Origin of the sequence: Streptomyces sp. NPDC058880 (genome assembly GCF_042742535.1) — a bacterium.
In the GTDB taxonomy this organism is placed as follows: domain Bacteria; phylum Actinomycetota; class Actinomycetes; order Streptomycetales; family Streptomycetaceae; genus Streptomyces.
In genome coordinates this window covers 29,981-46,477 of the sequence record NZ_JBHYMC010000059.1, presented here as the reverse complement: position 1 = coordinate 46,477, position 16,497 = coordinate 29,981, and the positions used below count along the sequence as shown (strand labels likewise).

At 71.8% G+C, this 16,497-nt stretch carries 15 protein-coding genes; 8 read left to right on the top strand and 7 right to left on the bottom strand.

Translation table 11 applies throughout. The features are described from left to right. Positions 1–53: 53 nt before the first annotated feature. Positions 54–1,661, bottom strand: coding sequence for a PKD domain-containing protein (locus tag ACFW2G_RS26570; RefSeq protein ID WP_384580876.1), 1,608 nt, complete (start codon positions 1,659–1,661; stop codon positions 54–56). A gap of 336 nt (positions 1,662–1,997) precedes the next feature. On the opposite strand from ACFW2G_RS26570, the gene ACFW2G_RS26565 reads away from it, so the two are divergent. The 5 genes from ACFW2G_RS26565 to ACFW2G_RS26545 all read left to right on the top strand — a co-directional run bounded on the left by ACFW2G_RS26565 (position 1,998) and on the right by ACFW2G_RS26545 (position 8,898). Then, complete coding sequence (locus tag ACFW2G_RS26565; RefSeq protein WP_384455977.1) at positions 1,998–3,149, top strand: CaiB/BaiF CoA transferase family protein; 1,152 nt, start codon at positions 1,998–2,000, stop codon at positions 3,147–3,149. Then, positions 3,149–4,174: an LLM class F420-dependent oxidoreductase gene (locus ACFW2G_RS26560; RefSeq protein ID WP_037915963.1), complete on the top strand. Its 1,026-nt coding sequence runs from the start codon at positions 3,149–3,151 to the stop codon at positions 4,172–4,174. The genes ACFW2G_RS26565 and ACFW2G_RS26560 overlap by 1 nt, the downstream gene beginning before the upstream one ends. 80 nt (positions 4,175–4,254) lie before the next feature. After that, positions 4,255–5,397, top strand: a complete 1,143-nt coding sequence (locus tag ACFW2G_RS26555) for an acyl-CoA dehydrogenase family protein (protein ID WP_384455974.1) — start codon at positions 4,255–4,257, stop codon at positions 5,395–5,397. 72 nt (positions 5,398–5,469) lie between these two features. Continuing rightward, positions 5,470–6,684 carry an acetyl-CoA C-acetyltransferase gene (locus tag ACFW2G_RS26550; protein ID WP_384455971.1) on the top strand — a complete coding sequence of 405 codons (1,215 nt, stop codon included), beginning with the start codon at positions 5,470–5,472 and terminating at the stop codon, positions 6,682–6,684. Positions 6,685–6,726: 42 nt separating this feature from the next. Continuing rightward, positions 6,727–8,898 (top strand): 3-hydroxyacyl-CoA dehydrogenase NAD-binding domain-containing protein, encoded by a 2,172-nt coding sequence (locus ACFW2G_RS26545; protein WP_384580874.1) that lies wholly within the window; start codon positions 6,727–6,729, stop codon positions 8,896–8,898. A gap of 105 nt (positions 8,899–9,003) precedes the next feature. Here the strand turns inward: ACFW2G_RS26545 and ACFW2G_RS26540 are convergent, their stop codons facing one another. The 3 genes from ACFW2G_RS26540 to ACFW2G_RS26530 all read right to left on the bottom strand — a co-directional run bounded on the left by ACFW2G_RS26540 (position 9,004) and on the right by ACFW2G_RS26530 (position 11,091). After that, a complete protein-coding gene (locus ACFW2G_RS26540) occupies positions 9,004–9,675 on the bottom strand; it encodes a 1,4-alpha-glucan branching protein (RefSeq protein WP_384580872.1) in 672 nt (223 codons plus the stop codon). 56 nt (positions 9,676–9,731) lie between these two features. Continuing rightward, complete coding sequence (locus ACFW2G_RS26535) at positions 9,732–10,184, bottom strand: SRPBCC family protein (protein WP_384455961.1); 453 nt, start codon at positions 10,182–10,184, stop codon at positions 9,732–9,734. Positions 10,185–10,362: 178 nt separating this feature from the next. Beyond that, complete coding sequence (locus ACFW2G_RS26530) at positions 10,363–11,091, bottom strand: MerR family transcriptional regulator (protein WP_037915979.1); 729 nt, start codon at positions 11,089–11,091, stop codon at positions 10,363–10,365. Between the two features lie 85 nt (positions 11,092–11,176). On the opposite strand from ACFW2G_RS26530, the gene ACFW2G_RS26525 reads away from it, so the two are divergent. Continuing rightward, positions 11,177–13,018, top strand: a complete 1,842-nt coding sequence (locus ACFW2G_RS26525) for an AMP-dependent synthetase/ligase (RefSeq protein WP_384580870.1) — start codon at positions 11,177–11,179, stop codon at positions 13,016–13,018. Between the two features lie 142 nt (positions 13,019–13,160). Here the strand turns inward: ACFW2G_RS26525 and ACFW2G_RS26520 are convergent, their stop codons facing one another. Continuing rightward, the gene (locus ACFW2G_RS26520; RefSeq protein ID WP_157840147.1) at positions 13,161–13,316 is read right to left on the bottom strand and encodes a hypothetical protein; all 156 of its coding nucleotides are present in this window, start codon (positions 13,314–13,316) and stop codon (positions 13,161–13,163) included. Then, positions 13,313–13,537: a hypothetical protein gene (locus ACFW2G_RS26515; protein ID WP_037915984.1), complete on the bottom strand. Its 225-nt coding sequence runs from the start codon at positions 13,535–13,537 to the stop codon at positions 13,313–13,315. Before ACFW2G_RS26515 ends, ACFW2G_RS26520 begins: the two co-directional genes overlap by 4 nt. Positions 13,538–13,713: 176 nt before the next feature. On the opposite strand from ACFW2G_RS26515, the gene ACFW2G_RS26510 reads away from it, so the two are divergent. Together ACFW2G_RS26510 and ACFW2G_RS26505 are read left to right on the top strand one after the other, a co-directional pair. After that, positions 13,714–14,961 (top strand): Twin-arginine translocation pathway signal, encoded by a 1,248-nt coding sequence (locus ACFW2G_RS26510; RefSeq protein ID WP_384580868.1) that lies wholly within the window; start codon positions 13,714–13,716, stop codon positions 14,959–14,961. Position 14,962: 1 nt separating this feature from the next. Further along, positions 14,963–15,277 (top strand): 4a-hydroxytetrahydrobiopterin dehydratase, encoded by a 315-nt coding sequence (locus ACFW2G_RS26505; RefSeq protein WP_384580866.1) that lies wholly within the window; start codon positions 14,963–14,965, stop codon positions 15,275–15,277. A gap of 109 nt (positions 15,278–15,386) precedes the next feature. Here the strand turns inward: ACFW2G_RS26505 and sph are convergent, their stop codons facing one another. After that, positions 15,387–16,376 (bottom strand): sphingomyelin phosphodiesterase, encoded by a 990-nt coding sequence (sph, locus tag ACFW2G_RS26500; RefSeq protein WP_037917933.1) that lies wholly within the window; start codon positions 16,374–16,376, stop codon positions 15,387–15,389. Between the last annotated feature and the right edge of the window lie 121 nt (positions 16,377–16,497).

Genomic DNA, 16,497 nt, shown 5'->3' with positions numbered 1-16,497 from the left:
GGGCGCGGCCGCACGGCCGCGCCCGGGGCGCCGGGGGTTCACCTGTCGGTGGATCAGCCCTGCTGGTACAGGCCGAAGAGGTCGACGATCAGGTCGACGTCGTCCCAGCCCCGGTTCCAGAGGTCGATGATGCCGTGGCTGCCGGTGCTCGCCTGGACCAGGTTCGGGACGGTGTCGCCCCTCTTCCAGTTCAGGTTCGAGGAGTTCGGCGGGGTCGGCCAGCCGGCCGTGTCGTTGATGTAGTCGTCGATGGAGTTCGGGTCCGGGGTGACCGTGAGGTATCCGTCGCCCTCCGGGTTGGTGACCGTGGTGTTCAGCACGAAGCCCGTGATGCTCGGGTCGTCGTAGGACATCGGCATGTAGATGTAGCTCTGCCCCCACAGCTTCCCGTACACCGGGTCCTGGGGGTCGCGGGTGTCCACCAGGCGCTCGGGCGAGAACGGCAGGAAGGCGCTCTTGCTGTCGGCGCTGTAGTAGCCCACGACGTCGACGACGACGTCGGTGCCCGCCCAGGCGCCGTTGAAGACGCTGATCCTGCCGTCCGCGCTGACGGGGACGATCACCGAGTTGGCGATCGTCTGGCCCGCGGTGAAGTTCAGGTTGGACGCGGTCGGGGTGGCGCCGCCGCCCGGGAAGACCGACAGGTGGCCGGCTTCCCGCGGGTTGGTGACCGTGACGTTCAGCGCGACGGCGCTGATGCCCTGGGGGATCCCGCGCAGGCCGCTGATCTGGGTGGAGAAGGTCTTGCGGCCGCCGAGCTGGCCCTTCGCCGTGCCGAGGCCCTCGCGGGTGTCGACGAAGCGGGACGGGGTGACCGGGGTGTAACCGCTGGATGCGGTCTTGGAGAAGTAGCCGGTGACGTCGGCGATCAGGTCGACCGGGGCGTCGCCGCGGTTGGCTATCTCGACGTAGCCGTTCTTGCCGACCTTCACGATGACCAGGTTCGGGACGCTCTGGCGGGCCTTGTAGTTGACGTTCGACGTGGTCGGACGCTGGGTGCCCTCGGGGAAGGCGGTGATGTGGCCGTTGCTGGAGGTGTTGGTGACCGTGACGTTGAGGACCACGGCGGTGACGCCGGCCGGGATCCCACCGTTGCCGCCGATCTTCACGCGGGTGGAGCTGTACGGCTGGACCTTGCCCGCCGGCGCGCCGGTCCCGTCGCGGGTGTCCAGCAGCCGGGTGGGGGCGTACGGGGTGAAGTCCGCACCGGCGGTGACGAAAACGACCTCGTTGACGGCCGAGACGCCGTTCTCGGCATCCGCCACGGTGACCTTGACCGTGTAGGAGCCGACCTCGGCGTAGGTGTGGGCCGTGGTGTGGGTGCCGGAGCCGAAGGCGTCGAAGACGTCCGACTTCCCGTCGCCCCATTCGATGGTGACCGTGAGCGCGGTGTCCGCGCTGTAGATGGTGGTGTCGACCTCGATGCCGTGCGCCGTGACGCCGTAGGCGGTCAGGCCGACCGAGAGGTCCGGGTTGGCGGAGGCGGACTGCGCCGCGGCGACTCCGGTCTTCGCGGACGGGGCGGCGGCCTTGCGGACCGTGCGGTCCGCGGGGCTGGTGAAGGTGTTGCTCTTGGACTTCGCGTCCTTGCCGAGACCCAGGTCAAGGTCCGGCGCGGTGGTGCCGCGCGCCTCCGGCTGGGCCGGGTCGGCCTGGGCCACGCCCGGGATGAGACCAACGCCAGCCGCGATCGCGGCAGCGGAAACAACAAGACGGCGACGACGCACCGGCTCCCCCATGTGTGTGATTGAACGCTTGATCGACTCGAAAGCCTGATCAGGGTACAGAGTCGCGAAACGATCTATCAGGGGGGTGGGTCCCGGATTCCGCCCGCCTCCCGGTCCGCCCGGTCCGCCGGTGCCGGCCGATCCCACCGTGCCCCGGCCAGGGGGCTTGTGCTCGCTGGAGCGCGTTCCTAGCATCACCGGTGTTACATCAGTTGTGTCACACGGCCGCACACCAGGCACACCACCCACACCGCAGACGCTGGGGGCTCGATGGCAGTGACAGGGAACGCGACCGGGACGGCGGGCGGCAACGGCCCGCTCGCCGGCGTGCGCGTCGTCGAGCTGGCCGGCATCGGACCCGGACCGTTCGCCGCCATGCTCCTGGCCGACCTGGGAGCAGACGTCGTACGGGTGGACCGCCCCGGCGGCGGCGGGCTCGCCGTCGACCCGGCCTACGACATCACCAACCGCGGCAAGCGTTCCGTCCTGGTCGACCTCAAGTCCGCCGACGGGCCCGCCCGCGTCCTGGACCTCGTCGAGCGGGCCGACGTGCTCGTCGAGGGCTTCCGCCCCGGGGTCGCCGAACGGCTCGGCGTGGGACCCGCCGAGTGCCACGCCCGCAATCCGAAGCTCGTCTACGGGCGGATGACCGGCTGGGGCCAGGAGGGCCCCCTCGCGCACACCGCGGGCCACGACATCGCCTACATCGCCGTCACCGGCGCCCTCGGCATGATCGGCGGCCCGGAGCAGCCCCCGGCGGTCCCGGCCAACCTCGTCGGGGACTATGCGGGAGGCTCGCTCTACCTGGTGGTCGGGGTCCTCGCCGCCCTCCAGCACGCCCGCGCCACCGGCACCGGGCAGGTCGTCGACGCGGCCATCGTCGACGGCACCGCCCACCTCACCGCCATGATCCACGGGATGATGGCGGCGGGCGGCTGGCAGGACCGGCGCGGAGCCAACCTCCTCGACGGCGGCTGCCCCTTCTACGGCACCTACCAGACCTCCGACGGCGGCTACATGGCCGTCGGCGCGCTGGAGCAGCAGTTCTACGACACCTTCGTGCAGCTCCTCGGCATCGCGGACGAAGCGCCGGCCCGCAAGGACGTCGCCCGCTGGGGCGAGCTGCGCGAGGCCGTCGCCGCGCGCTTCCGCACCCGTACGCGCGAGGAGTGGACGGCGGTCTTCGAGGGCACCGACGCCTGCGTGGCCCCGGTGCTGTCGCTGCGCGAGGCCCCCGGCCACCCCCACCTCGCCGCCCGCGGGACCTTCACGGACGTCGGCGGGATCGTCCAGCCGGCGCCGGCGCCGCGGTTCTCCGCGACGCCGGTCGCCGTCACCACGGGCCCCGCCCGACCGGGCGCCCACACCGAGTCGGTGGCCGCCGACTGGGACGTAGCGGCCCTGCTCCCGAAAGAGGCCTGATGGAACTGTCGATGATGCTCGACTACGCGGGGGACCCGCGCCGCGCCGCCGACGAGGCGGCGGCGCTGGAGTCCGCCGGACTGGACGCCGTGTGGGTGGCCGAGGCCTGGGGCTTCGACTCCCCGACGATCATGGGCTACCTCGCCGCCCGCACCGAGCGGCTGAAGATCGGCTCGGCGATCATGAACGTCTACTCGCGCACCCCCGGCCTGATCGCGCAGACGGCCGCCGGACTGGACGCCCTCTCGGGCGGCCGGGCGCTGCTCGGCCTCGGCGCCTCCGGCCCGCAGGTCGTCGAGGGCTGGCACGGGAAGCCGTACGACAAGCCGCTCGGCCGCACCCGGGAGACGGTCGAGCTGTGCCGGCGCATCTGGCGCCGCGAGACGATCGACCACCACGGCATCACGGACATGCCGCTGCCGCCCGGGAAGGGCGGCCGGCACGGCAAGCCCCTGAAGATCCTCACCAGACCGGTGCGCGACGCGATCCCGGTCTTCATCGCCTCGCTCGGGCCCGCCAACGTCAGGCTCACCGCAGAGATCGCGGACGGCTGGCTGCCCACGCTCTTCATCCCGGAGAAGGCCGATGCGGTGTGGGGCGGCCCGCTCGCCGAGGGCGCGGCGCGGCGCGCCCCTGAGCTCGGCCCCCTGCAGACCGTCGCGGGCGGACTGCTCGCGATCGGCCCGGACGCGGCCGCCGTACGCGAACGCGCCCGCCCGCAGATCGCGCTGTACGTCGGCGGCATGGGCGCGGTCGGCAAGAACTTCTACAACGACCTCGCCGTCGCCTACGGCTATGCGGAGGAGGCCCGGAAGATCCAGGAGCTCTACCTCGCCGGACGCACCCGCGACGCGGCGGCCGCCGTACCGGACGAGTTCTGCGAGCTGATGACCCTGTGCGGGCCCGAGGGCTACGTGCGCGAGCGTGTCGAGGCCTTCCGCGCGGCCGGCGTCACGATGCTCAACGTCACCCCCGTCGGCCCCGAGCCGGCGCGCCTGATCGAAACCGTGAAGAACTGGCTCTGAGGAGCCCTGCCGAAGCCGAGAGCCTCCCGACGAGGCGAGTCCTGCGATGAAGCGAGCCGTCCGATGAAGCGAGCCGTCCTATGAAGCGCCTGATCTTCGACGCCGACCACGAGGCGTTCCGCGAGACCGTCCGCACCTTCCTGGCCAAGGAGGTGCTGCCGCACTACGAGCAGTGGGAGAAGGACGGCATCGTCAGCCGCGCGGCATGGCGGGCCGCGGGCCGGCAGGGGCTGCTCGGGCTGGCCGTCCCGGAGGAGTACGGCGGTGGCGGGAACACCGACTTCCGCTACGCCGCCGTGATAGCGGAGGAGTTCACCAGAGCGGGCACGCCCGGGTTCGCCATCGGCCTGCACAACGACATCATCGGGCCGTACCTGACCTCGCTCGCCACGGAGGAGCAGAAGCGCCGCTGGCTGCCCGGTTTCTGCTCCGGCGAGACCGTCACCGCCATCGCGATGACCGAGCCGGGAGCGGGCTCCGACCTCCAGGGGATCCGGACCACCGCGGAGGACCGGGGCGACCACTGGGTGCTGAACGGCTCCAAGACCTTCATCTCCAACGGCATCCTGGCCGACCTGGTGATCGTGGTCGCCAAGACCACCCCCGAGGGCGGGGCGCACGGACTGTCGCTGCTGGTCATCGAGCGCGGAGCGGAGGGCTTCGAGCGCGGCCGTAACCTCGACAAGATCGGCCAGAAGGCGCAGGACACCGCCGAGCTGTTCTTCCACGACGTACGCGTCCCGAAGGAGAACCTGCTCGGCGAGCTGAACGGCGCCTTCGTCCACCTGATGACCCATCTCGCGCAGGAGCGGATGGGCATCGCGATGGCCGGGATCGCCGCCGCCGAGCACCTCCTGGAGATCACCACGCAGTACGTGAAGGAGCGCGAGGCCTTCGGACGTCCGCTGTCCAAGCTCCAGCACGTCCGGTTCGAGATCGCGGAGATGGCCACCGAGGTCGCCGTCACCCGGGCCTTCCTCGACCGGTGCATCACCGACCACTCGAACGGCGAGCTGGACCATGTGCACGCCTCCATGGCCAAGTGGTGGGCCACCGAACTGCAGAAGCGCGTGGCGGACCGCTGCCTGCAACTCCACGGCGGGTACGGGTACATGACCGAGTACCGGGTGGCCCGGGCCTTCACCGACGGCCGGATCCAGACGATCTACGGCGGCACGACCGAGATCATGAAGGAGATCATCGGCCGGTCTCTCCTCAGCTGACCCCCTCGTCCCACCCCGCGGCCCCGCCGAGGACCATCCCAGGACCTTCCAGCACACCGAAAGGCTTGACCAGTGAGCACCGAAGCTTACGTATACGACGCGATCCGCACCCCGCGCGGCCGCGGCAAGGCCAATGGCTCCCTGCACGGCACCAAGCCGATCGACCTGGTCGTCGGACTCATCGACGCGCTGCGCGAGCGCAACCCCGCCCTGGACCCGGCCGCCATCGACGACATCGTGCTCGGCGTGGTCGGCCCGGTCGGCGACCAGGGCTCCGACATCGCCCGTATCGCGGCGATCGCCGCCGGTCTCCCCGACACCGTGGCCGGCGTACAGGAGAACCGGTTCTGCGCCTCCGGGCTGGAAGCCGTCAACCTGGCCGCTGCGAAGGTCCGTTCCGGCTGGGAGGACCTGGTCCTGGCGGGGGGCGTGGAGTCCATGTCCCGCGTTCCGATGGCCTCGGACGGCGGCGCCTGGTTCGCCGACCCGATGACGAACTGGGACACCGGTTTCGTGCCGCAGGGCATCGGCGCCGACCTGATCGCCACCATCGAGGGCTTCTCCCGGCGGGACGTCGACGAGTACGCGGCCCTCTCGCAGGAACGCGCCGCCGCCGCGATCAAGGACGGCCGCTTCGCGAAGTCGGTCGTCCCGGTCACCGACCGCAACGGCCTGACCGTCCTGGACCACGACGAGTTCGTCCGCCCGGGGACCACCGCCGACACCCTCGCCAAGCTCAAGCCGTCCTTCGCCGACATCGGCGAGCTCGGCGGCTTCGACGCCGTCGCCCTGCAGAAGTACCACTGGATCGAGAAGATCGACCACGTCCACCACGCGGGCAACTCCTCCGGCATCGTCGACGGCGCCGCGCTCGTCGCGATCGGCTCCCGCGAGGCGGGGGAGCGGAGCGGCCTCACCCCGCGCGCCCGCATCGTCTCGGCGGCCGTCTCCGGCTCCGAGCCCACCATCATGCTCACCGGCCCCGCCCCGGCCACCCGCAAGGCCCTCGCCAAGGCCGGACTGACCATCGACGACATCGACCTGGTCGAGATCAACGAGGCCTTCGCCGGGGTCGTCCTGCGCTTCGTCAAGGACATGGGCCTCTCCCTCGACAAGGTCAACGTCAACGGCGGCGCCATCGCGCTGGGCCACCCGCTCGGCGCCACCGGTGCCATGATCCTCGGCACGATCGTCGACGAGCTGGAGCGCCAGGACAAGCGCTACGGCCTCGTCACCCTCTGCGTCGGCGGCGGCATGGGCGTCGCCACCATCGTCGAGCGCCTCTGAACCGTCCTGTATCCCCGACCCTCCGACACGGAAGTAGCGAACATGAGCGAGTCCACCACGATCCGCTGGGAACAGGACGAGACCGGCGTCGTCACCCTGATCCTCGACGACCCGGGCCAGTCCGCCAACACGATGAACCAGGCCTTCAAGGACTCCATCGCCGCGGTCGCCGACCGCGCCGAGGCCGAGAAGGACTCCATCCGCGGCATCATCTACACGTCCGCCAAGAAGACCTTCTTCGCCGGCGGCGACCTCAAGGACATGATCCGGCTGCGCCCCGAGCACGCGCAGCTCGCCTTCGACACCGGCACCGAGATCAAGCGGTCCCTGCGCCGCATCGAGACCCTCGGCAAGCCCGTCGTCGCCGCCGTCAACGGCGCCGCTCTGGGCGGCGGTTACGAGATCGCCCTGGCCTGCCACCACCGGGTCGCCCTCGACGTGCCCGGCTCCAAGATCGGCCTGCCCGAGGTCACCCTCGGCCTGCTCCCGGCGGGCGGCGGCGTCACCCGCACCGTGCGCCTGATGGGCATCGCCGACGCGCTGCTCAAGGTACTGCTCCAGGGCACCCAGTACACCCCCCGGCGCGCCCTCGACAACGGCCTCGTGCACGAACTGGCCGCCACCCGTGAGGAGATGCTGGCCAAGGCCCGTGCCTTCATCGACGCCCACCCCGAGTCGCAGCAGCCCTGGGACGTACCCGGCTACCGGATCCCCGGCGGCACTCCGTCCAGCCCGCGCTTCGCCGCGAACCTCCCGGCCTTCCCGGCCAACCTGAAGAAGCAGCTGAACGGCGCCCCGTACCCGGCGCCGCGCAACATCCTGGCCTGCGCCGTCGAGGGCTCCCAGGTGGACTTCGAGACCGCGCTGACGATCGAGGCCCGCTACTTCACCGAGCTGGTCACCGGGCAGACCGCCAAGAACATGATCCAGGCCTTCTTCTTCGACCTGCAGGCCGTCAACGCCGGCCGCAGCCGCCCGCAGGGCATCGAGCCGCGGCAGGTCCGCAAGGTCGCCGTCCTCGGCGCCGGCATGATGGGCGCCGGCATCGCCTACTCCTGCGCCCGCGCGGGCATCGAGGTGGTGCTCAAGGACGTCACCACCGAGGCTGCCGCGAAGGGGAGGGCGTACTCCGAGAAGCTGCTCGACAAGGCCCTGTCCCGCGGCCGGATCACCGAGGCGGGGCGTGCCGAGCTGCTCGCCCGGATCACCCCGACCGCCGACACGGCCGACCTCGCGGGCTGCGACGCCGTCATCGAGGCCGTCTTCGAGGACACCGCGCTCAAGCACAAGGTGTTCCAGGAGGTCCAGGACGTCATCGCGCCCGACGCCCTTCTGTGCTCCAACACCTCGACCCTGCCCATCACCGGTCTCGCCGAGGGCGTGAAGCGGCCCGCCGACTTCATCGGACTGCACTTCTTCTCGCCCGTCGACAAGATGCCCCTGGTCGAGATCATCAAGGGGGACCGGACCGGGGACGAGGCCATCGCGCGCGCCTTCGACCTGGTGCGCCAGATCAACAAGACCCCGATCGTGGTCAACGACTCGCGCGGCTTCTTCACCTCGCGCGTCATCGGCCAGTTCATCAACGAGGGCGTGGCGATGGTCGGCGAGGGCGTCGAGCCCGCGTCGATCGAGCAGGCCGCCGCCCAGGCCGGCTACCCGGCCAAGGTCCTCTCCCTGATGGACGAGCTGACCCTGACCCTGCCGCGCAAGATCCGCAACGAGAGCCGCAAGGCCGTCGAGGCGGAGGGCCGGACGTGGACCGAGCACCCCGCCGACACCGTCATCGACCGGATGGTCGACGAGTTCGGCCGCCCCGGCCGCAGCGGCGGCGCCGGCTTCTACGAGTACGACGAGTCGGGCAGGCGCGCCCGCATCTGGCCGGGGCTGCGTGAGCACTTCGCCAAGCCGGGCCACGAGGTCCCCTTCGAGGACATGAAGGAGCGGATGCTCTTCTCCGAGGCCCTCGACACCGTCCGCTGCCTGGACGAGGGCGTCCTCACCTCGATCGCCGACGCCAACATCGGCTCCATCATGGGCATCGGATTCCCGGCCTGGACGGGCGGTGTGATCCAGTACATCAACGGCTACGAGGGCGGCCTCGCCGGCTTCGTGGCCCGCGCCCGCGAGCTCGCCGGCACGTACGGCGAGCGGTTCACCCCGCCGGCCTCCCTCGTGGAGAAGGCGGAGCGGGGCGAGACGTACACCGACTGATCCCGTACGGCCCCCGGCCGCCCCTTCCACCCCGGACGTCACGGTCACCCCGGCCGTCCCGCCCGGGACGGTCGGGACGGCCGGGGCGGTCAAGGTGTCTGCCGGTCAGGCCTTCGCGGCGTGCAGGACGGCGAAGACCCCGTGCAGTTCGCCCGCGTCGGCGTCCGTCCACCGGTTCAGCAGCTGGGCCAGGACGGATCCGCCGGTCACGGCGGGCCCGGCCGCCAGCACCCGGGACACGGACAGGGCCCGCACCGGCTCGTCCCGTCCGGCCGGTGCGACGCCGACGACGGTCGCGTCGGAGGTGTCCGTCACGTCCTTCGGCCCGGCCAGCCCCTCCGGCACTCCGGCAGCTTCGGCGAGCACCCGGGCCGCCGGGTCCGGTGCGTCGCTCGCGTTCTGGTCCTGAGCGGCCGCCCGGCCCGCCAGCAGCGCGAGCAGCTGTGCCACCAGGACCGGGTCGTGTGTTCCGTCGTAGATCCAGCGCAGGCCCAGGACCCCGTGCTCGGAGGTGCCGATCAGGGCGTCCTCGCCGTGTTCCAGCGGCGTCCCGCGGTAGGTCATCGGTACCTGGTAGGTGACGGGGACGCCCCCCGAGGTGTCGGTGACCACCATGAACTCGATGCCCACCTCGCCCGCGGGGTCGTCGAGCCGGAAGCCGCCGGCCTTGGCGAGCAGCGGTGCGTCCCCGCCCCGGTACCAGGGCTTCGACGGCAACCAGGCGGCGATCAGTTCGAGCTTGCCCGGTGACATGGTGGTGCGGTGAATGACTGCCATGATCCGTAAACTACCCGGGCGTCAACGGGTGTTGGCGGGCGAGGACCCGGCCGGGGTCAACGGGGCGCGGCCGTGCCGTGTTCCCGGACGGCGATCCTGGCCAGCTTCGTCAGCATCATGCCGTTGCGCACGGCGACCAGGTAGTCCACCGGCAGCCCGTGCATGCGGGTGCCGGGACCCCGCAGCGGATGCCAGTCGAGGGTGAAGAGCGTGTTCCGGCCCCAGGGAGCCAGGTTCATGGCGACGCGGGCCGCGCCGAAGGGTTCGGCCCGGGCCTCCAGCTCCAGGCGCCGCTGCGGTTCGCAGACGCGGACGACGCAGGTGTCGTCGAGGGTCAGCGGGCCGGCGCCGACCCGGACCCGCAGCCGGGCGCCCACGCCGGGCCAGTGCGGGTCCGCGGCGAGGACCTGCCGGGTGCCCGTCACCCACTCCCCGTAGCGGTGCCCGTCGGCCAGCAGGCGCCAGACCTCGGAGGGCGGGCTCAGGATGAGACGGCGGTTGCGGGCCACGGCTGTCACGCTCCTTCCGGACGGTGGCCGGGCCGTCGCGCCGCCCCGCCCACCCCCACCCTCACGCCGTACCCGCGCCCCCGCAGTCCGGCAGACCCGAACGGCTGTCACGGACTGCGGCCGCCCGGGACCGTCCCCGGTCCGTCCCCGGACCCGCCCGGGACCCGCCCGGGACCCGTCAACCGTGTTCGGAGGCGAACGCCGCGCGCAGCTCCTCCCGCAGCGACCGCTGGAAGGCCGTCACCAGGGCCTGGACCACCATCGGCTGCATGTGCGCCGACAGGGCCTTCATCGACTCCACCCGCTCCGGATCGCTCTCGCCCTCCGTGAACGGCCCCCACACCTCGTCCCGGAAGAGAGCCGTCAGCTCGTGCGCTGCCGACCGGGTGTGCTCCACCAGCACCGTGCGCGCCGCCAGGATCGTCTCGTGCGCGATCGGCACGTCGAGCAGGGCGACCCCCAGCCGCAGCAGGCCCACGTCCACCCGGAAGCCCCCGCCCGAGGCGGCGAGCACGTTCATCGCCGTCAGCCGCCGCACGTCCGTGTCCGACAGGCTCCGTCCCGCCCGCTTCTCCAGCTCCTCCCGGGAGACCTCCCGGGCCGCGTCCGGGGCCCAACTGGCCACCATCGCCCGGTGGATCGCGAGATCGTGCGCGCTCAGGTCGTCGGGCAGCGCGTCCAGGTAGCGTTCGATCGCCGACAGGGTCATGCCCTGGTGCTGGAGCTCCTCGATCAGAGCCAGCCGCGACAGGTGCTCCGGCCCGTAGTGCCCCACCCGACGCGGACCGATCACGGGAGGGGGCAAAAGCCCGCGGGTGCTGTAGAACCGTACCGTGCGCACGGTGACGCCCGCCCTGGCCGCCAGCTCGTCGACGGTGAGCATCGGCTCGGGTGCCTGGTCGGCCATCGTCTGCGCCTCGCTCTCTGCTCCACAGCTTGGGTTCAACAGTATTGCTGTCGCACCAATGATGTGAAACGGCCAGGAGCTGCCCATGACCACGAACCTGCGACTGCCCGGACGACCCGAAGAGATCACCTTCCCCGCCCTGATGGCCCGCAACGCCGCCGCGTACGGAGACCTCCCCGCCCTCTCCTGGCGGGCCGGACCCGACGCGGCCGGGTGGACCACGCTCACCTGGAGCGAGGTCCGCCACGAGGTCGCCGTCCTCGCCGCCGGATATGCCGCCCTCGGCGTCGGGCGCGGCGAGCACGTCCTGCTGATGATGGGCAACCGCCCCGAGCACTGGCTCAGCGACCTCGCCCTGGTCCACCTCGGCGCCGTACCCGTCACCGTCTACGGGACCTCCGCGCCCGAACAGACCGCCCACATCGCCCGCCACAGCAGGGCCCGGATCGCCGTCGTGGAGGGCGCCCGCGAACTCGGCCGGTGGGAGCCGCTGCTGGCCGACGCCGACGTCCCCCTGGAGCGCATCGTCGTGGCCGAGGCGGCCGAGGCCCGCGGCCACGGCACGTACGCCTCCCTGTACGAGAGCGGCGCCCGGTTCCACCGCGCCGAGGACTTCGAGAAGGCCTGGCAGCAGACCGGCCCCGAGGACCCGCTGACCGTCGTCTACACCTCGGGCACCACCGGCGACCCCAAGGGCGTGCGCCTGACCCACCGCAACCTGATGCTCCAGGCGGTCCGCCTCGACCGGCACGTGGACCTGCCCGAGCATGCCGAGCACATCTGCTACCTGCCCTTCGCGCACATCGCCGAGCGGGTGCTCGGCATCTACCTGCCGCTGCTGAGGGCCGCCCACGTCATGCTGTGCGCCGACCCCACGGCTGTCTCGGCGGCCGTACGAGAACTGCGCCCGGTGCAGTTCTTCGGAGTGCCCCGGGTGTGGGAGAAGCTCGCCGCCTCGGTCCGCGCGGTCCTCGCGCAGCTCCCCGAGGACCGGCGCGGCGCCATCGAGGCCGCGAACGACCTCGCCCGCACCCGGGCCGCCCACCACGAGCGCGGCGAGGAGGTGCCCGCCGCGCTGGAAGCCTCGTATGCAGCGGCCAAGGAGCGGACGCTGGACCCGCTGTTGCGTCTGGCGGGCATGGACCGGCTCACCTGGACGGCCAGCGCCACCGCGCCGATGCCCATCGACGTCGTCCGCTTCTGGGCCGGCTGGGGCATCACGATCATGGACGCCTGGGGGCTCACCGAGACGGCCGGGGTGTGCACGCTCAACAGCGCCGAAGGCTTCCGGCTGGGCTCGGTGGGCCGCCCGATCGAGGGGCTGGAGCTGAGGATCGCGGAGGACGGGGAGATCCTCACCCGCGGTGCGACCGTCTTCGGCGGCTACCTGCGGCCGGACGGCTCGGTGCAGAGCGCCTCCGACCCGGAGGGCTGGTTCCCCACGGGGGACGTCGGCCGGATCGACGGGGACGGCTACCTGTGGATCACCGACCGCAAGAAGGAACTGATCATCACGTCCAACGGGAAGAACGTCTCGCCCGCGCTGGTGGAGAACACGGTCAAGGAGCACCCCCTGATCGGGCAGGCGCTGGTGCACGGCGACGGCCGCTCCTACTTGGTCGCCCTGCTCGTCCTGGACGCCGAACTGGCCCCCGTCTGGGCGGCCGCCCGGGGCATCGAGGACACCTCGCCGGGCGCGCTCGCCGGACATCCCGCGGTCCGGGAGGAGATCGCCCGCGCGGTCGCGGCGGCCAACGCGCGGCTCAACCGGACCGAGCAGATCAAACGCTACCGGCTGCTGACGCAGGAGTGGGGCCCCGAGACGGGAGAGCTCACCCCGTCGCTCAAACTCCGCCGTCGGGTGGTCCGCGACCGGTACGCGGACCTGATCGAGGGCCTGTACGAGGAGCCGTACGACCCGGCGTGACCCGGGCGCCCGGCCGGCGGGCGGTGTGCGCGCCCGCCGGCCGGGGCGGTCCCGGCCCGCCCGATCGCGGTGAGGGTGGCGCCGGGCGCCTCTCCTTCGGCGGCGGAATGCAGGGTCCGGCGAGTGCTGCGGAGGACCTGGGTCAGGTGATGCCGTGGCGGCCGCCGCGCGGGCAGCCCTTCGCATGGACCACGGCGCCGCCCTCGGGCCCGCCGAGCGGCAGCGGCCGCGCGCCGCACGGGCACGGCCGCGGCGGCTGCTTGGCGGCCCGCTGGTAGGTGATCTCGTCCGTCGTCACCGGGCCGCCTCGATGTTCGCGACGGCCGTGGACAGTTCGCGGCCGCCGCCGGCCGGCCGGATGTAGGCGATCTCCGCCCAGCGTTCCGGCAGGTCGGCCGCGGCCGTGTTCTCCATCAGCACCGCCATGAGCGTTCCCTCGATGCCGGACGCGATGTCGCGGACCGGCTTCCTGAGGAGCGGGTGCGGAATCTCTGTGTGCGCGTCCTGCGGGGCGGCCATGGCGGGTGCTCCCTACGTCGTCAGTGGGTCATCCGGCCTTTTCGCCTGCGGAGTTCGAGGCCGTACCAGGATGATGGGCCAGCACGCAGATGGGCGGACAGGCCATCGCGTGGCCATCGGCGGCCACCTGGCGGCCACGACCGGGGACCGACGTGATGACACCTCACACTGGGGTCATGAGCCCCCGCAACGACGCGCTCAGGGCCGCCCGGCTCCGGGTGGGCTGGCGCACCATGGAGCAAGCCGCAGCCCAGCTCCAGGCACTCGGGCAGCGATTCCTCGACGACCCGCACTACACCGTCAGCGCACGCACCTGGCGCCGATGGGAAGGCAGGACGCCCGGCTGGCCGCCGGAAGAGACCGCCACCGTCCTCCACGACGCCCTCGGCCAGTGGCCCGAAGACCTCGGGTTCACGGCGCCCGCCGGTTGGATCCGCCCCGAGGCAGAAGCAGAGGAAGCCGTGAAGCGAAGGACCTTCGTCTCCGTGACTGCGGCCGCCCTGATGCCCGGTCCCGTCGCCGCACAGCATGTCGACCCCGCGCTGATCGAGTACTTCCAGCAGCAGCTCGAAGGGCACTACAGGGCCGACATGTTTCTGGGCCCGCACGACCTCATCGGTACCGTGTCGGCTCAGTACCAGCTCATTGACAAGCTCCTCCGGAGCGCGCGCGGCGAGACCCGCCGTGGTTTGCTCCGCGTCGGAGCGGCCTACGCCGCACTCGTCGGCTGGCTGTACCAGGACGCCGGGGACCTCGGGGCGGCGGGCTTCTGGCGGGGGGTGACCCAGGAGATAGCGGTACGGTCCCGGGACCCGCACCTGATCGGGTACTCCCTCGTCAACCAGGCCCAGGTTCGCACCGACCTCGGTGACGGCCGCGGCGTCATCGACCTCTGCGAGGCCGCCCTTGACGACGCGGACCGGCTCTTTCCCAAGGTTCGCATCATGGCCATGCAACAGCAGGCCCACGGCGCCAGCCTCACCGGAGATCGGAACGCCGTCGACCGGCTCATCGACACCGCCGGCGGGCTCCTGCCGCGCGTCGACGACGACCTGCCCTGGGGCAACGCGTGCCGTCGGACTCCCGGATACCTGGAGGTGCAGAGGGCCACCTGCTACGGCCGGCTCGGACTCGGCCGCGAGGCCGACCGACTCTGGTCGCAGGTCCTCGCCGCAGTGCCGTCCGCAGCGCGCCGGGACCGCGGCGTGTACCTGGCCCGGCACGCCATCGCCGCCGCCGTCTGCCGGGACCCCGACCACGCTCTGGAGATCGCCCGTGAAGCGGCGACCATCGCCGTCGAGACCAGGTCGGTGCGGATGCTGCGCGAACTCGGTTCCCTGGAGCGGGCCATGCGGCCGTGGCACGATGCCCCCGTTGGCCGGGACCTCGCCGAGGTCTTGGGGCCTGTGAACGAGGGGAGCTGACATGGGCGCACAGAAGCCGCTGACGCACGAGGAGATCGCCGAGCACCTGGCGGCGTTGCCGGGGTGGGAGCAGGTGGGTGACGAGATCACCCGCACCTACCCGATCCGCTACCACGCGGCCGTGGCCGCGATCGTGACGATCGCCGACCGGTCCCGGCGGATCCAGCATCACGCTGACCTGGACTTGAGGATCGACCATCTGCGGGCGGCCATCACCACGCACGACGCCGGGAACCGGCTCACGTCGGCAGACTTCGACCTGGCCGCGCGCATCGACGCGATCGTCGCCGCGCACCAGGCCCTGCCGCTGGACTGACCCCGGCCATGACGACAACCCCCTCCCGCCCGAGGGCGGGAGGCGGGCCGTTGCGGTCAGGCGGAGAGGTCCTGGGCGGCGCGCGCGGCCCACCCGCCGGGACGGGGCGTCAGCGTCCGATCAGCGGGTAGTGGTCGGAGAGGTTGGTGTAGGTGTACGAGGTGCCCCAGCTGGATACGGTCCAGGGCGCCGACTCCTCCTTGACCACGTTGTTCTCCCAGCCCGCCGGGCGGGCGTTGCCCTTGCGGTAGAGGACGTAGTCCAGGTCCTCGCGCGGGTCCGTCGGGTAGCGGTACTTCGCTATCGAGTTCAGGGCGGTGTCGAAGGAGTACGGGTGGCCCGTGCGCGAGTCGGAGTCGGCCAGGTCGGCGTTGGCGAGCATGCTCGCGTACTCCGGGGTGCGCGAGTCGACGTTGAGGTCGCCGGCCAGGATGACCTGCTCGTTCGCCGGGATGTTCTTGCCGTCCAGGAAGGTGTCGATGGCCCGGAACTGCCGGGCGCGCATCTGCGCGGCCTCGCCCGCGCCGCAGCCCGGATCGGTGGACTGCGCGTGCGTGCCGACCACGTGCACCTTCGTGCCGCCCACGTCGAGCACGACGTAGGCGAAGCCCTTGTTGGACCACCAGTCGGCGCCGCAGGCGTCCTTGAAGACGAACTGTTCCTTGCGGACGATCGGCCACTTGCTGAGGACCGTGACGCCGCCGTCCTCCGGGGTGGTGGAGGAGTAGGCGCCGCCCGTGGCGTCCCAGCCGCTCCTGCTGCGGCCGACGACCGGGGTCTGGTACGGGTACTGCGCGGCGGAGTTCGCCTTCAGCGCGTCCGAGGAGCTGTTGTCGAAGGCCTCCTGGAGTACGACCACGTCGTGGCCCTGGTAGAAGGCGGTCTTGGGGATCTCCGCGGCCCGGTGGTCCTGGCCCCAGTTCGGGTAGAGGTTCTTGCTCATCAGGAACACGTTGTACGACAGGACGCTGAGCCGGGGGGCGGCGGTGTGCTCCGCGGCCGTGGCGGCGGGCGCGGTGGTGGCGGCCAGTGCGCCTGCGGCGACCGCGGCGACGGCCGTGGCGGCGGCGCGGCGCGAGCGGGTCGTGGAAAGCAGCATGAAGGTCTCCGTCATTCCTGCGGGGGAAGATCGACGCCGTCATACAAGCAGCAGCAGTTACCTCTGGGTAACACCCGTGCAGAGACTTTCTGACCGTGAGACGGCCGTCCGGTGCTCGCAT

Bases quoted from the DNA above. Each gene is read 5' to 3' on its own strand.
- ACFW2G_RS26565 (WP_384455977.1), top strand. From the start codon at position 1,998: ATGGCAGTGACAGGGAACGCGACCGGGACGGCGGGCGGCAACGGCCCG.
- ACFW2G_RS26560 (WP_037915963.1), top strand. From the start codon at position 3,149: ATGGAACTGTCGATGATGCTCGACTACGCGGGGGACCCGCGCCGCGCC.
- ACFW2G_RS26555 (WP_384455974.1), top strand. From the start codon at position 4,255: ATGAAGCGCCTGATCTTCGACGCCGACCACGAGGCGTTCCGCGAGACC.
- ACFW2G_RS26545 (WP_384580874.1), top strand. From the start codon at position 6,727: ATGAGCGAGTCCACCACGATCCGCTGGGAACAGGACGAGACCGGCGTC.
- ACFW2G_RS26540 (WP_384580872.1), bottom strand. From the start codon at position 9,675: ATGGCAGTCATTCACCGCACCACCATGTCACCGGGCAAGCTCGAACTG.
- ACFW2G_RS26530 (WP_037915979.1), bottom strand. From the start codon at position 11,091: ATGGCCGACCAGGCACCCGAGCCGATGCTCACCGTCGACGAGCTGGCG.
- ACFW2G_RS26525 (WP_384580870.1), top strand. From the start codon at position 11,177: ATGACCACGAACCTGCGACTGCCCGGACGACCCGAAGAGATCACCTTC.
- ACFW2G_RS26515 (WP_037915984.1), bottom strand. From the start codon at position 13,537: ATGGCCGCCCCGCAGGACGCGCACACAGAGATTCCGCACCCGCTCCTC.
- ACFW2G_RS26510 (WP_384580868.1), top strand. From the start codon at position 13,714: ATGAGCCCCCGCAACGACGCGCTCAGGGCCGCCCGGCTCCGGGTGGGC.
- ACFW2G_RS26505 (WP_384580866.1), top strand. From the start codon at position 14,963: ATGGGCGCACAGAAGCCGCTGACGCACGAGGAGATCGCCGAGCACCTG.
- sph (WP_037917933.1), bottom strand. From the start codon at position 16,376: ATGCTGCTTTCCACGACCCGCTCGCGCCGCGCCGCCGCCACGGCCGTC.